Annotated in this window: 10 protein-coding genes; 5 read left to right on the top strand and 5 right to left on the bottom strand. The window is 39.4% G+C overall.

Annotation, left to right across the window (positions count from 1 at the left end):
- Positions 1–145 precede the first annotated feature (145 nt).
- Entirely contained in the window at positions 146–682 is a 537-nt protein-coding gene (idi, locus tag DK865_RS18570) for an isopentenyl-diphosphate Delta-isomerase (RefSeq protein WP_036914161.1), read from the bottom strand.
- A gap of 322 nt (positions 683–1,004) precedes the next feature.
- Here idi and DK865_RS18565 point away from each other — a divergent pair, with 322 nt between their 5' ends.
- A complete protein-coding gene (locus DK865_RS18565) occupies positions 1,005–2,108 on the top strand; it encodes a glycerol dehydrogenase (protein WP_109392556.1) in 1,104 nt (367 codons plus the stop codon).
- A gap of 56 nt (positions 2,109–2,164) precedes the next feature.
- Here the strand turns inward: DK865_RS18565 and metA are convergent, their stop codons facing one another.
- A complete protein-coding gene (gene metA, locus DK865_RS18560; protein ID WP_023583089.1) occupies positions 2,165–3,094 on the bottom strand; it encodes a homoserine O-acetyltransferase MetA in 930 nt (309 codons plus the stop codon).
- A 340-nt stretch (positions 3,095–3,434) separates the two neighbouring features.
- Here metA and aceB point away from each other — a divergent pair, with 340 nt between their 5' ends.
- The 3 genes from aceB (at position 3,435) to aceK (ending at position 8,187) form a co-directional block, all read left to right on the top strand.
- Positions 3,435–5,027, top strand: a complete 1,593-nt coding sequence (gene aceB / locus DK865_RS18555) for a malate synthase A (RefSeq protein ID WP_109392555.1) — start codon at positions 3,435–3,437, stop codon at positions 5,025–5,027.
- Between the two features lie 69 nt (positions 5,028–5,096).
- A complete protein-coding gene (gene aceA, locus DK865_RS18550) occupies positions 5,097–6,404 on the top strand; it encodes an isocitrate lyase (protein WP_023583087.1) in 1,308 nt (435 codons plus the stop codon).
- A gap of 70 nt (positions 6,405–6,474) precedes the next feature.
- Positions 6,475–8,187, top strand: coding sequence for a bifunctional isocitrate dehydrogenase kinase/phosphatase (gene aceK / locus DK865_RS18545; RefSeq protein ID WP_407681506.1), 1,713 nt, complete (start codon positions 6,475–6,477; stop codon positions 8,185–8,187).
- Positions 8,188–8,329: 142 nt separating this feature from the next.
- Here aceK and DK865_RS18540 read toward each other — a convergent pair whose 3' ends face one another.
- From DK865_RS18540 to iclR, 3 genes are all read right to left on the bottom strand, one after another.
- Positions 8,330–8,971 (bottom strand): bifunctional 4-hydroxy-2-oxoglutarate aldolase/2-dehydro-3-deoxy-phosphogluconate aldolase, encoded by a 642-nt coding sequence (locus DK865_RS18540; protein WP_023583085.1) that lies wholly within the window; start codon positions 8,969–8,971, stop codon positions 8,330–8,332.
- A 77-nt stretch (positions 8,972–9,048) separates the two neighbouring features.
- Positions 9,049–10,905, bottom strand: a complete 1,857-nt coding sequence (gene edd, locus DK865_RS18535; protein WP_023583084.1) for a phosphogluconate dehydratase — start codon at positions 10,903–10,905, stop codon at positions 9,049–9,051.
- 307 nt (positions 10,906–11,212) lie between these two features.
- Complete coding sequence (iclR, locus tag DK865_RS18530; RefSeq protein WP_023583083.1) at positions 11,213–12,049, bottom strand: glyoxylate bypass operon transcriptional repressor IclR; 837 nt, start codon at positions 12,047–12,049, stop codon at positions 11,213–11,215.
- 241 nt (positions 12,050–12,290) lie between these two features.
- Between iclR and metH the strand changes: the two genes are divergently transcribed.
- Positions 12,291–15,968, top strand: coding sequence for a methionine synthase (metH, locus tag DK865_RS18525; RefSeq protein WP_109392553.1), 3,678 nt, complete (start codon positions 12,291–12,293; stop codon positions 15,966–15,968).
- Positions 15,969–16,039: the final 71 nt, after the last annotated feature.

Raw genomic sequence — 16,039 nt, 5'->3', positions numbered from 1 at the left:
GTGAGAGTAGGGAACTGCCAGGCATTAAATAAGACGAGAAAGCCAACCCAATGGGTTGGCTTTTTTGCGTTTGGGGTTTTTAAACAGATCAGTAAGTAAAGAGTAAGCAAGTTATTTTATATTTAAGTTATTAATAAGATAATTGTTAAATAATACCGTGGCTCCAACGAGAAAATTGCTCAATTCCCATCCGATTTAATATATGACGAAACCAAACACTGTAGTTTTGTGCATTCTCCTCAATATCTTGATAAAGAGAATCGAGAGAGATCCAGCGGTAATCCATCACTTCATTTGAATTACTACGTGGTAATTCGTTACTAATCCCAAGAAATAGATGATCAAATTCATGTTCTATCAGATCATCCGTCACTTTTTCGTTATACAGAATAGTTCCAATAGATTGCATATCACATTTCATGCCTAATTCTTCATCTAAACGACGATGGATAGCATCTGAAAGTAATTCATTTGGAAGCGGATGACTACAACATGTATTTGCCCATAAACCACCAGAGTGATATTTAGACATTGCACGTTGTTGAATAAGTAATTGCTGCTTTGAATTAAAAATAAATATTGAAAAGGCTCGATGTAATGCGCCTACAATGTGAGCTTCAAGCTTTGGCATCGTTCCCAGTTCATTATCATTTTTATCTACGAGAATAACAGCGTCTTCCACAAAAAATCACCTTAATAAAATAATATATTGTTATAGCGTGAATATAACATGACTGTATATCAAATAACGATTTATTGTGTTGTTCTTTTTATGGCTTCACAATAATGATGCCTTTACTATAGTCATAAATACGTAGGTGATCTGGGTTCTTAAATTTATTTAAAAATAACTATTTGTTTTATATAAATTAAAAATAATAGACAAAAATGATTTAGGTAATAACTATCAGAGAGTTTACTAGATTCATATTATGATGAGAGGTAAGATGAAATACTAATTCTGCTACTGTTTGTAGCAAAATCTAAAATAAAGGAATTTAGTTATGTCATCTATATTACCTCGTTCTGTAACTTCGCCAAAAAAATTCTTTATTGGTAGCCAATTGCTGTCTTCTGTTGGTAAATATGTAAAAGATTTTGGTGATAACGCATTTATTATTAGTGATGAGTTTTTTTTAGAAAAAGTAACTAAAGAAGCCGTTCCTTCTCTAAAAGAAAATGGCATTGTTTCACTAGTTGAAAAATTTAATTACGAATGTACTGAGGCAGAAGTTAATCGCCTAGGTAAAATTGCCATTGAAAATAAAGTGAACGTTATTATTGGTATTGGGGGGGGTAAGACATTAGATGTGTCTAAAGCTGTTGCTTATTATCAGCACATTCCTGTTATTTTATTCCCAACTATCGCTTCAACTGACGCACCTTGTACCGCATTGTCTGTGTTGTATAAAGAAAATGGTGAGTTTGATAAATATTTATTCTTACCACAAAACCCAGATGTTGTTATTGCGGATACCGCTATTATCGCATCAGCCCCACAACGCTTTTTCTCTGCAGGTGTTGGTGATGCCCTAGCAACTTACTTTGAAGCACGTGCTTGTTATCAAGCCGACGGCTTAAATTTAGTCAATCAACGTCCATCACGTACTGGCCTTGGTTTAGCACAACTGTGCTTTGAAATGTTAAGTGAGAACATTGATAAAGCAATGGATGCCATTCGCCATAAAATTACTACACCTGCATTAGAGCAAACTATTGAAGCAACAATCTACCTGAGTGGTGTTGGTGCGGAAGCCGGTGGTTTAGCAGCTGCTCACGCAGTAAATAATGGTATGTCTGCTGTTGAATCTTTACACCGTGTCCAACATGGTGAAAAAGTGGTATTCGGTCTATTAACTCAATTAGTGTTAGAAAATGCACCACAAGAAGAAATTGATGAAGTGATCCGTATTATTAAAGCGGCAGAATTACCACTGACGCTTGAAGATATGGGGATGAAAGAATTCATTGAAAGTGAATGGCGTACTGTTGCTAAAATCGCCTGTGCTGAAGGTGACACTATGGGTAATATGCCAATGAGAGTGACTGAAGAAGATGTTTATAATGCAATGATCGCAGCGAACGCATTAGCTCATCGCTATAAATAATTCTTAGTTTGGCAAATGATTATCTTAAAACCCCAAATTGATTTTGGGGTTTTTCTTTAATCTAATGTTGGATTCATTTGGGCAAGATCGAACGGTGTTATCTGATAAACATAGTAGTTCAACCAATTTGCAAACAATAAATGCCCATGACTACGCCAAGAGGCGATAGGTTTTTTACTCGGATCATTATCTGGAAAATAGTTTTCTGGTAATTGAGGATTTAGCCCTGCTTTGACATCACGATGATATTCATCTGCTAGTGTATTGGGGTCGTATTCTGGGTGCCCAGTAGCAAAAACAACTCTTTTATCTTTTGATGCAAATAAATAAGCACCCGCTTCTTCTGACGTTGCAAGGATCTCTAAATCAGTATTATTTTGAATAAAGTCGATAGGAAAACCAGCATAACGAGAATGAGGAGCAAAGAACGTCTCATCAAACCCGCGTGTTAATAGAGAAAATGGCGAGCAAGTGTTATGACGATATACACCTGAAATTTTTTGTTCTAGTGTGTATTTAGGCAGGTTGTATAAGATATTCAATCCAGCTTGAGCTGCCCAACAAATAAAGAGTGTAGAAGTCACATGCTCCTTAGCCCATGTAATGACTTCTTTTATTTCATCCCAATAAGCCACATCTTCAAATTCAACGAGCCCTAATGGCGCGCCTGTGACAATAAGCCCATCGAAATTTTGTTCTTTAATTTGGTCAAAATCACAATAGAAAGTATCGAGATGCTCTACCGGAGTATTTTTAGGAATACGAGAGTCAATACGTAATAATTGAATATCAATTTGAAGAGGACTATTAGAAAGCAATCGCAGAAATTGATTTTCTGTTTCTATTTTCTTTGGCATTAAATTAAGGATAAGCACTTTTAATGGGCGAATATCTTGAATACTCGCTCTACTGGATGTCATAACAAAGACATTCTCTTTTTGTAAACAACTGACTGCGGGTAGCTCATCGGGTACTCTAATTGGCATTTCAATAACCTCTAAAAAAACATCTAGACATCTAGAAGCCTGAATTTAGCTAATAACCTTTTGAATGTCGAGGTCTTCATGTTGTGTATGAAGAATATTCATATAAGGAAAAACTATATAGCCACAATCATCAAGCATTAACACTCCTTTTCTCTGTCTATTATCGATATCTTCCAGATCCCTCGAGTTATTTTGAAATTCTGATTTTTGTACAATAAAAAAACACCGATGTAATCACATTGTTAAAAATTATTTAAATAAAAATGGAATTCATTTTTGATTTTTGTAAAAACTGCATTAATCTTAATCAGGTGTGTAAACGCTTTTAGGGGAATGCAGAATGTCACAACCGTTAACTACAGAAGAATTAAATTTTACGCAATCTTTTGGTGAACAGGAAAAAGAGATATTAAATCATGATGTTAAGTTGTTTTTGATTGACTTATTAAATCATTTTTCAGATAGACGCCATGCTTTATTAGCTGAAAGGGATAGCTGGAAACGCAGAGTTGATAATGGTGAGCTTCCTGATTTTATTTCGGAATCGAGTTCCATTATAAATTCAGAGTGGAAAGTTAATCCTATCCCAAAAGATCTTCAAGACCGCCGTGTTGAAATAACAGGGCCTGTTGATCGCAAAATGGTCATCAATGCGCTAAATGCCAATGTAAAAGTTTTTATGGCGGACTTTGAAGATTCCTTAGCGCCTACATGGGACAAAGTGATTGATGGTCAAATCAATTTGCGGGATGCCGTCAAAGGCACTATTTCTTATACCAATGAACAAGGCAAATGTTATCAACTCAAAGCATCACCAGCGGTATTGATTGCCAGAGTTAGAGGACTCCATCTTCCTGAGAAGCATGTGCTATGGCAAGGAAAGCCTATTGCAGGGGGATTATTTGATTTTGCTTTGTATTTTTACCATAACTACAAAGCGTTATTAGAAAAAGGGAGTGGTCCTTATTTTTACATTCCTAAATTGCAAACATGGCAAGAAGCTAAATGGTGGAGTGATGTTTTTCATTTCACTGAAAAGCGCTTTGGTTTACCAACGGGCACTATTAAAGCTACGGTATTAATTGAAACCTTACCCGCAGTTTTCCAAATGGAAGAAATTCTCTTTCATATGAAAGAGCATATCGTTGGACTTAATTGTGGTCGTTGGGATTATATTTTTAGCTATATTAAGACATTAAAAAATTATCCTGATCGTGTATTACCTGATAGACAGGGGATCACGATGACTCAACCTTTCTTAAGTGCTTATTCGCGTTTACTGATCCAGACTTGCCATAAACGTGGCGCTTTTGCTATGGGCGGAATGTCTGCGTTTATTCCAAGTCGAGATCCAGAGCAAAATGGCATTATTTTGAAAAAAGTATTTGATGATAAAGAATTTGAAGCCACCAATGGCCACGATGGTACTTGGATTGCTCATCCTGGTCTTGCTGAAACAGTATTGTCTGCTTTTGATGCCGTATTGGGGAGTCGCTCCAATCAACTCGATGTACAACGTAATGAAAAAATAACGGCAGAAATGTTATTAGCGCCTTGTCGCGGTGAGCGTACAGAAAAAGGCATGAGAGCGAATATCCGTGTTGCTGTGCAATATATCGAAGCGTGGATTTCTGGTAATGGTTGCGTACCTATCTATGGACTAATGGAAGATGCGGCAACAGCTGAAATATCACGTACCTCTATTTGGCAATGGATACGCCATCAAAAAACACTGTCCGATGGACAAGTTGTGACTAAAGATCTCTTTCGTAAAATGCTGAAAGAAGAGCTTGAAGTGATACACCAAGAAGTCGGTGATATTCGTTTTGAAGAAGGGCGTTTTAAAGAAGCGGCTTCTTTGATGGATAAGATCACAACCCAAGATGAATTAGTCGATTTTCTGACTTTACCGGGTTACCAACTTTTAAATTAAAAAAGATACGTCAAAACGTATTTATAAACTGCAAACATCATCACTACCGTATTTATAGGAGCTGTTTTTATGACTATTAGTAGATCAGAGCAAATCGCCCAATTAGAGAAAGAGTGGGAACAACCTCGCTGGAAAGGTATTACCCGTCCTTATAGCGCTGAAGATGTGATTAAATTAAGAGGCTCGGTTAACCCAGAACATACCTTAGCAAGACGTGGCGCTCAAAGGCTTTGGTCATCATTAAATGGAAAATCGAAGAAGGGTTATGTTAATGCATTAGGTGCTTTAACGGGTGGGCAAGCGTTGCAACAAGCAAAAGCAGGGTTAGAAGCGGTTTATCTTTCAGGATGGCAAGTGGCTGCCGATGCTAATACCGCCGCCAGCATGTACCCTGATCAGTCGTTATATCCCGTTGATTCAGTACCTAATGTTGTTCAACGTATCAATAATACATTTAGACGAGCTGATCAAATTCAGTGGTCAAATGGTATTGGTCCTCAACATAAAGATTATATTGATTTTTTCCTTCCTATTGTGGCTGATGCGGAAGCTGGCTTTGGTGGAGTACTAAATGCCTTTGAATTAATGAAAGCAATGATTGAAGCTGGAGCCGCAGGTGTCCACTTCGAAGATCAGTTAGCTGCCGTGAAAAAATGCGGTCATATGGGAGGGAAAGTACTTGTTCCGACTCAAGAAGCTGTGCAAAAGCTGGTTGCTGCACGTTTAGCTGCTGATGTGTCTGATGTGCCTACATTACTCGTTGCTAGAACGGATGCCGATGCTGCCGATCTCTTAACTTCAGATTGCGATACTTATGATAGTTCGTTCTTAACTGGAGAACGTACTCCTGAAGGTTTCTTCTGTACCCATGCTGGTATTGATCAAGCTATTAGTCGTGGGCTTGCTTATGCACCTTACGCCGATCTGGTGTGGTGTGAAACATCACTCCCAGATCTAAAAATGGCGGCTAAGTTTGCAGAAGCTATTCACGATAAATACCCTGGAAAAATGCTGGCTTATAACTGTTCACCTTCCTTTAACTGGAAAAAGAATCTTGATGATCGCACGATTGCGCATTTCCAAGATGAGCTCTCTGCGATGGGATATAAATTCCAGTTTATTACTTTAGCGGGCATTCATAGCATGTGGTTCAACATGTTCGATCTGGCACATGATTATGCTAAGGGCGAAGGTATGAAACACTACGTTGAGAAGGTACAAGAAAAAGAGTTTGCCGCACTTAATCAAGGTTATACCTTCTCATCGCATCAACAAGAGGTGGGAACTGGGTATTTCGATAAAGTGACAACGATTATTCAAGGTGGTATGTCTTCGGTAACGGCACTAACAGGCTCAACTGAAGAGCAGCAATTTTAAGTTCCAAAAATATTATTATCTGTTTTTGTGGTGATAATTCAGGAGCAGGATGCTCCTCTTTTTCGTGAGGTTGCTAATGACACCAGAAGATTTAATTGCTCAAACAATTTTACAAGGCTTTGATGCCCAATATGGTCGCTTCCTTGAGATAACGTCAGGGGCACAATATCGTTTTGAGCAAGCGGATTGGCATGGTGTTCAAATCGCGATGAAAGAGCGCATCCGTTTATATGATAATCATGTTGGATTAGTGGTTGAACAACTTAAATATATTCGACATGACATTGATAAAGAAACTCTTTTTTTACAAAAGGTGAAAGAGAACTATACGCAATTATTACCCAATTACCCTCGATTTGAGATCGCAGAGAGCTTTTTTAATTCTGTTTATTGTCGCCTATTTCATCATCGTGAATTGAATAAAAAAAATTTATTTGTTTTTTCATCACAACCAGCTTATCGCTTTACACAAGCCCCTCGACCGTTATCAAAGCCATTTGTTATTCAGAGTGATTTACCCACATTACTGCAAGACATTTTATCACGCTTACCTTTACGACTACCGTGGCAAAATAAACAACGCGATATTCACTCTATTTGTCATGTACTTACCGCCCAGTTCTCCTCTGAACAATTGAAAAATGCGGTATTTCATATCGCAAACGAACTCTTTTATCGTAATAAAGCAGCTTGGTTGATTGGTAAAATAGTCATTAATGATCAATATATTCCATTCTTATTACCTATTCATAATGTTGAGCAGCAATTATTGATTGATACCTGCCTTATCTCAGCAGATGAAGCGAGTATTGTTTTTGGTTTTGCTCGTTCTTATTTTATGGTTTATGCCCCATTTCCTGCCGCATTAGTCGCATGGCTAAGAGATATATTACCGAGTAAATCTATTGCTGAGCTTTATATGTCGATAGGGTGTCAAAAACACGGTAAAACAGAATACTATCGTGAATACCTTGCCTTTATGAATTTTTCATCGGAGCAATTTATTGAAGCTCCTGGTGTAAAAGGCATGGTGATGTTGGTATTTACATTACCAACTTATGATCGTGTTTTTAAAGTGATCAAAGACAAATTTGCACCACAAAAAACGATCACAGCGGAGCGAGTCAAAGAGTGCTATCAATTGGTTAAAGAGCACGATCGTGTTGGACGAATGGCGGATACTCAAGAGTTTGAGAATTTTATGATCGATAAGAAAAGAATTAGCCCTGAATTAATGGCGATCTTTCAACAAGAGATCCCTAACAAGTTAGAAGATCTGGGTGATAACTTACTGATCCGTCATCTTTATATGGAGCGGAGAATGATACCGCTCAATATCTATATGGAGCAGTGCGATGACAATCAACTGAAAGCGGTTGTTGAAGATTATGGGCAAGCGTTGAAAGAGCTTATTGCGGCAAATATTTTTCCCGGTGATATGTTGTTTAAAAACTTTGGTGTGACTCGGCATCGTCGCGTGATTTTTTATGATTATGATGAAATTAGTTATATGACAGATATGAATTTTCGTGCGATCCCTCCAGCCCGTTATCCAGAAGATGAATTAGCAAGCGAGCCTTGGTATAGCGTTGCACTCAATGATGTATTTCCAGAAGAGTTTCGCTATTTTCTATGTAGTGATAAGCGAATTTGCCACTATTTTGACGCTCAGCATCGTGAGCTTTTATCACCAGAATATTGGCAACAGCAACAACAAAAAATTAAAGAAGGGTATATTGAAGATGTTTATGCCTATTCCCAAACTAAGCGATTTACTCAATGAATTACCCTAGGCAACGTTGACATCCTCCCCGCCCTGAAGTGGAACTGAAGGGTGGAGTTTTATGGCGCATCGGATAAAAATAAAGGTAGGTACAAGGGGATACCTACCTTTATTGAATAAACCTATTTTGGTACAGAAATAATTAACGATGCGTACCTGCAACAGCTTCTTTAGCTAATTCAGTAATACGTTGGAAATCACCTGCTTTCACTGCATCATTAGGCACTAACCAAGAACCACCAATGCAAAGCACACTCTCGAGAGCAAGGTAATTGCGGTAGTTTTCTGGTGAGATCCCGCCAGTTGGGCAGAAGCGGACTTTTGAGAATGGTCCTGCAATTGCTTTTAATGCCTTTACACCACCATTGGCTTCTGCTGGGAAAAATTTGAATTCATTTAAACCGTAGCTCATTCCCAGCATTAATTCGGAAACTGTTGAAATACCCGGAATTAAAGGGATTGTTCCTGCAATGGCCGCTTTGAGTAATGCGTCTGTTAATCCTGGGCTAATAGCAAATTGAGCACCCGCTTCAGTGACTTGCGCTAATTGTTGAGGATTAATAACCGTACCTGCGCCCACAATGGCTTCAGGAACTTCTTTTGCAATACGGCGGATAGCTTCAATTGCACATTCTGTACGTAATGTCACTTCTAAAACTTTTACACCACCGGCGACCAAAGCTTTTGCAACAGGGACTGCATCATCAATATGGTTGATAACAATAACAGGAACAACAGGCCCTGATTTTAGTACAGACTCTGCACTTGTATTCCAATGATCCATGATTGTATTTCCTAATCAGAAAGTGGTGAGCAAATTAATTTAATCTGCTCCTCGTTAAGCCTCAAAACTTGTCTACATTAAAAATCAATGCAACAAGCACCTTGTTCAGCACCTGATAAATGACGGCGTAAATTAACGAATAACTCACGACCACAGCCTGCATTATTGGCACTTAAATCAGGAATTTCATCTTGGCGAGCATTCAATGTTTGCTCATCGACAAGCAACGTTAACTCACCTGTTTTACCGTTAACACGAATAATATCACCATCACGTACTTTGGATAATAAACCACCCTTTACAGCCTCTGGTGTAACATGAATTGCGGCGGGAACTTTACCTGAAGCGCCTGAAAGTCGACCATCTGTAACTAATGCGACTTTATAGCCTTTATCCATTAATACACCTAAAGGTGGCATCAGTTTATGCAATTCAGGCATACCGTTCGCTTGTGGTCCTTGATAACGGACAACAACCACACAATCTTTATTCAGTTTGCCGGCATCAAACTGAGTGGCGATATCATGTTGGCTATTAAACACAATAGCAGGGGCTTCGATAATTTTATTCTCATCGGGTACAGCAGAGGTTTTCATTACCGCTCTACCTAAATTACCTTGCATCACTTGTGTACCACCATGCGATGAGAATGGGGTATTTATATCAGCAATCACTTCTTTATCTAAAGAGCTTATTGCGCCTTCACGCCAATCAAGTTTACCGTCATTTAACCAAGGCTCTAAGGTATAACGCTCAATGCCAAATCCCGCAACAGTATGTACATCACGATGAATTAAGCCTTTTTTCAGTAATTCACGGATGATCAGAGCAATGCCACCCGCGGCCTGAAATTGGTTGATATCCGCGGGACCATTAGGATAAATGCGCGCAATAAGAGGAACAACTTGGGACAGTTCAGAAAAATCATCCCAATTAATAATAATACCCGCTGCGCGTGCCATAGCGACTAAGTGCATGGTTAGATTAGTTGACCCCCCCGTTGTGAGTAGCGCAATCATGCCGTTAACAATGACTTTTTCATCAACTAATTGACCGATAGGAAGATAATTACCAGAGTTCTCTGTTAATCGCACAATCTGATTTGCCGCTGCATCCGTTAATGCATCACGCAACGGTGTATCCGGATGGACAAAAGAAGCGCCGGGTAAATGTAATCCCATCATTTCCATGACCATCTGATTAGAGTTTGCAGTGCCATAAAAAGTACAGGTTCCAATGCTATGATAAGACGCGGCTTCGGCTTCTAACAACGCATTACGATCCACTTTACCTTCAGCATAAAGTTGGCGAATACGGACTTTTTCTTTATTTGGTAAACCGCTAGTCATGGGACCTGCTGGAACAAAAATAGCAGGGAGGTGACCAAAAGAGAGCGCCGCCATCGCCAATCCGGGAACGATTTTATCGCAGATCCCTAAATAGAGCGCACCATCAAACATATTATGGGATAAGCCAACGGCTGCTGACATTGCGATAACATCACGACTGAGGAGCGATAGCTCCATCCCATCTTGACCTTGAGTGACACCATCGCACATTGCAGGAACACCGCCTGCCACTTGTCCTACGGCTCCAACAGCATGTAATGCTGTTTTAATTTTTTGAGGATAATCTTCATACGGCTTATGAGCTGACAACATATCATTGTAAGCAGTGATAATGGCAATATCATTATGAACCATATTTTTCAGGCGATTTTTATCGTCAGCCTGACAAGCCGCGAAACCATGAGCCAAATTACCGCAAGCCAATTGAGCACGATGTACTGTTTGGCTTTTTGCGGTTTCTATTTTTTTCAGATAAGCACGACGAGTCTCTTGTGAGCGAGCAATAATGCGTTCAGTCACCTGTTTTACTGTCTCGTTAAGGGGGACAAAGTCGTTCTGAATTGGGTCATGATTTTTAGGGTTCATAATGATGCTTCCTTTATTCACACAAGGGTGATGAGCGTTACTATTAGCTTTGAAAAGAGAAGATTTAAATCTGCTATAGTATTTGTTACCGGTAACATTGTTACGGGTAACAAGAAGAGTTGCAATACTCTTAATACGTCTTAAACAACATCTGTGATCGACATCAATTTTTTTAAGGTGATAAGTAACAGTTTTTTAATCTTTGATGGGAATAGAGAGAGAATAGCCGCTTTTTTACAAAGCTGAATCGTTTTATTTTGGAAAATACCTTCCTTGTGGTGGATAACAAGGAAGGTAAATATCAGGATTAACTTTTTACACCACCGTATTCACGGCTAATTTGTTTTGCTGCTTTGATAACCATTGCGCCTAATTCAGTGATACGTGAATCCGTCATTCTGGAAACTGGACCTGAAAGGGAAATAGCTGCAAAAGGCTGGTGGTGTTCATCATAAATACAAGCACCTATACAGCGCAAACCTAAAGCATGTTCCTCATCATCGAAAGAAAAACCTTGTTTCCGAGCCTGCTCTAAGTTTTCTTTTAGAGAAGAAGGGAGTGTTCGGGTATGCGGTGTATAAGCCATTAAGCCTTTTTTCTGGAGCAAAGGCAGTAATTTATTATCTGGCAAAGTAGCAAGAAATGCTTTACCTGCACCGGATGCATGCATCGGTAATTTACCGCCAATAGGGGCAGACATTCTCATTAGCGCATTGCATTGCACTTGATCGACAATTACCGCATCAAATTCAATTTGGTCAAGAATAGCCAGATTAACGGTTTCGCCAGAGTCTTCCATTAACTGACGTAAAATAGGGTGCACCATTACCAAAAGATTGCGGGTTTGTAGAAAGCTACTGCCAACGATAAAGGCGTGTGTACCTACAACCCATAAGCCTAAATCTCCGACTTGACGAACAAAACCATGCTGTTGAAGTGTAGTGAGTAGGCGATGCGTTGTGGAGTTGGGTAACCCAGCTTGAAAAGCAAGATCTGTTAGGGCGATACCACCTGGAGATTCGGAAATATATTCCAATAATGTCAATCCGCGACTTAACGATTGAACAGGGCCTCCTTGTGCGGTGCTTTGAGTGGCAGGTGTTTTCGTTTTACGCACTTTTTTATTTGTAGGGGAAACTGTCATGCATACACTCCAGAAATGCTATCCATATTAATATCTATTATGAACTATCTCGTGTAATAAAACTCCTCCGATCACCGCATTTTTCAAAACAAAATGTGTGATAAGGAATATTTATTAAAAGCGTTTATCACTGAGTGAAAATCTCTCATCTTCGTCTTAGAAATCTTTATAAAAAGATATGGTAGGATAAAAAAACAACGAAAAATAAGTATAAAAGTATTCTCGATTAAGAGGACGTAACGTGGCAAACATAAAACAACAACTGGTAGAAGCATTAGAAAAACGTATCTTAGTGCTTGATGGCGCAATGGGAACAATGATCCAGCAATATCAACTCACAGAAATCGATTATCGAGGTGAGCGTTTTGCTGATTGGAATTGTGATGTTAAAGGAAATAATGATCTTTTAGTCTTAACACAGCCTCAGATCATTGCCGATATACATGATGCTTATTTTCAAGCCGGTGCTGATATTGTTGAAACAAACACCTTTAACTCGACATCTATCGCGATGGCTGATTATCACATGGAGTCACTCTGTTTTGAGCTGAACGAAGAGGCCGCCAAATTAGCTAAAGCCTGTGCAGATAAATGGAGTGCTTTAACACCTGATAAACCTCGCTATGTCGCGGGTGTTTTGGGACCCACAAACAGAACGGCATCTATATCCCCTGATGTTAATGATCCGGCTTTTCGTAATATTTCATTTGATAAGCTGGTGGCAGCTTATCGAGAAGCAACACGTGGATTAATTAAAGGCGGTGTTGATTTAATTATGGTCGAAACTATTTTCGACACACTAAACGCGAAAGCGGCTATTTTTGCCATTAAATGTGAGTTTGAATCGCTCAATATTGAATTACCTGTGATGATCTCTGGCACCATTACAGATGCTTCAGGAAGAACCCTAACGGGTCAAACAACAGAAGCGTTTTACCACTCTTTACGTCATGCCGATGCGCTCTCATTTGGTTTAAATTGTGCATTAGGTCCTAAAGAATTACGCCAATATATTCAAACACTTTCACAAATATCTGAAACCTATGTCAGTGCTCACCCTAATGCAGGTTTGCCTAACGCATTTGGAGGTTATGACTTAGATGCGCAAGAAATGGCTGAGCAAATTAAAGAGTGGGCACAAGCGGGTTTTCTCAATATTGTGGGAGGGTGCTGCGGAACAACGCCTGAGCATATTCTCGCCATTTCACAAGCGGTAGAAGGTATTGCACCAAGAGTATTACCTTCTTTGAAAAAAGCCTGTCGTCTCTCAGGTCTTGAACCATTAATCATTGATGAGAATTCACTGTTTGTAAATGTGGGTGAACGAACCAATGTTACAGGCTCTGCTAAATTTAAACGCTTGATAAAAGAAGGCCTTTATCAAGAAGCGTTAGATGTTGCGCGTCAGCAAGTTGAAAATGGTGCTCAAATCATTGATATCAACATGGACGAAGGCATGTTAGATGCTGTTGAAGCCATGACGCGTTTTCTTAATCTTATTGCCGGTGAACCTGATATTGCTAAAGTTCCGGTGATGATTGACTCCTCTAAATGGGAAGTGATTGAAGAGGGACTAAAATGCATTCAAGGCAAAGGAATTGTTAACTCCATTTCGATGAAAGAAGGCGAAATACCTTTCCTTGAACACGCTAAATTGGTACGTAAATACGGCGCTGCGGTTGTTGTTATGGCGTTTGATGAAGTAGGACAAGCTGATACTCGAGAACGCAAAATTGAAATTTGTCGCCGAGCTTATCAACTCCTCACAGAACAAGCCGGTTTTCCACCTGAAGATATCATTTTTGATCCCAATATATTTGCTGTCGCAACAGGCATTGCAGAGCATAATAATTATGCTGTTGATTTTATTGAAGTCTGTGCGGATATTAAATCTCAACTGCCTTATGCCTTAATTTCAGGGGGGGTTTCTAACGTCTCATTCTCTTTTCGTGGTAATGATCCTGTTCGTGAAGCAATTCATTCTGTTTTTCTCTACTATGCTGTGAAAAATGGCATGGATATGGGGATTGTGAATGCAGGGCAATTGGCAATTTATGATTCTCTCCCCGATGAACTGCGTAACGCAGTAGAAGATGTCATATTAAATCGTCATGAAGAGAGCACCGACAATTTATTAGCACTTGCTGAGCGTTATCGCGGTAGTAAAAGTGATGAGCAAAATCATCAGTTGGCAGAATGGCGACAATGGGATGTAGAAAAACGCTTAGAATACGCGTTAGTGAAAGGGATCACCGAATTTATTGTTGAAGATACCGAAGCGTGCCGACAACAAGCATCAAGCCCGATTGAAGTGATTGAAGGGCCATTGATGAATGGCATGAATACTGTTGGCGATTTATTTGGTGAAGGCAAAATGTTTTTACCCCAAGTTGTGAAATCAGCTCGTGTGATGAAACAAGCGGTCGCTTATCTCGAACCTTATATTCAAGCGACAAAACAAGCGGGTACTTCCGCGGGTAAAATTTTACTGGCTACCGTAAAAGGGGATGTTCACGATATCGGTAAAAATATTGTTGGTGTCGTTTTGCAGTGTAATAACTATGAGATTATTGATCTGGGTGTAATGGTGCCTTGCGATAAGATCCTACAAACCGCGATTGATGAAAAAGTTGATATTATTGGTCTTTCAGGGCTGATCACACCTTCACTTGATGAAATGGTGAATGTTGCCAAAGAGATGGAAAGGCGCGGTTTTTCTTTACCATTAATGATCGGTGGAGCAACAACATCTAAAGCACATACCGCAGTAAAAATAGAGCCGAATTATAGTCATCCTACTGTTTACGTACAAAATGCATCGAGAACTGTAGGTGTTGTTGCCGCACTATTATCTGAAACCCAAAAAGCCGATTTTGTTGCTAAAACACGGCGTGAATATGAAGTCGTACGTCAGCAATACGCCAGAAAGAAACCACGCACACCGCCTGTTTCTTTAGATATTGCACGATCAAATGCACTAAAAATTAATTGGCAAAATTACACACCGCCAAAACCAAATCAATTAGGTGTACAAGAAATTACCGCAAGTATTGAAACATTGCGTAAATATATCGATTGGACACCTTTCTTTATGACATGGTCGTTAGCTGGAAAATATCCACGTATTTTAGAAGATGATGTGGTTGGTGAAGAAGCCAAACGCGTATTTGCAGATGCCAACGTGATGCTGGATAAACTAAGTCGTGAGAATTTATTAACGCCAAAAGGCATTGTTGGATTATTTCCCGCTAATCGTGTCGGTGATGATATTGTGATTTATCGCGATGAAACTAGGCAACAACCGTTGTTATATAGTTGCCATTTACGTCAGCAAACAGAGAAAAAAGATTTTCCTAATTACTGTTTAGCTGATTTTATTGCACCCGCAGAAAGTGGCATTGCTGATTACTTTGGGGCTTTTGCAGTAACAGGCGGATTAGAAGAAGATGATCTCGCGAATGCTTATGATAATGCTCACGATGATTACAATAAAATCATGGTAAAAGCGTTATCAGATAGGTTAGCAGAGGCCTTTGCCGAATATCTTCATCAGCAGGTCAGAACGAAAATTTGGGGCTATAGCCCTGATGAAAACCTCTCTAATGACGAATTAATTAGAGAAAAATATCAAGGAACACGACCTGCGCCTGGTTATCCTGCTTGTCCCGAACACACGGAAAAAGCCAAAATTTGGCAATTACTTGATGTTGAAAATCGCATTGGAATGAAACTGACCGATGCTTATGCCATGTGGCCCGGTGCTTCAGTATCGGGTTGGTATTTTAGCCACCCTGACAGTAAATATTTCGCCGTTGCTCAAATTCAAAAAGATCAGGTTGAAGATTATGCAAAACGCCGAGAAATGAGTGTCAGTGAGGTTGAACGTTGGTTAGCGCCTAATTTAGGGTATGAGTCTTAGGTTATTTTCAGATCTCAATAATGTAATAAAGAGTGAGGGGATAGTAATATCCCCTTGTTATTCTCACTAGT

It is taken from the genome of Proteus cibi (assembly GCF_003144405.1).
GTDB lineage: Bacteria > Pseudomonadota > Gammaproteobacteria > Enterobacterales > Enterobacteriaceae > Proteus > Proteus cibi.
This window is presented reverse-complemented; position numbering and strand designations above follow the sequence as displayed.

Excerpts from the sequence above, each read along its gene's own strand:
- DK865_RS18565 (WP_109392556.1), top strand. The coding sequence starts at position 1,005 with ATGTCATCTATATTACCTCGTTCTGTAACTTCGCCAAAAAAATTCTTT.
- metA (WP_023583089.1), bottom strand. The coding sequence starts at position 3,094 with ATGCCAATTAGAGTACCCGATGAGCTACCCGCAGTCAGTTGTTTACAA.
- aceB (WP_109392555.1), top strand. The coding sequence starts at position 3,435 with ATGTCACAACCGTTAACTACAGAAGAATTAAATTTTACGCAATCTTTT.
- aceA (WP_023583087.1), top strand. The coding sequence starts at position 5,097 with ATGACTATTAGTAGATCAGAGCAAATCGCCCAATTAGAGAAAGAGTGG.
- DK865_RS18540 (WP_023583085.1), bottom strand. The coding sequence starts at position 8,971 with ATGGATCATTGGAATACAAGTGCAGAGTCTGTACTAAAATCAGGGCCT.
- edd (WP_023583084.1), bottom strand. The coding sequence starts at position 10,905 with ATGAACCCTAAAAATCATGACCCAATTCAGAACGACTTTGTCCCCCTT.
- iclR (WP_023583083.1), bottom strand. The coding sequence starts at position 12,049 with ATGACAGTTTCCCCTACAAATAAAAAAGTGCGTAAAACGAAAACACCT.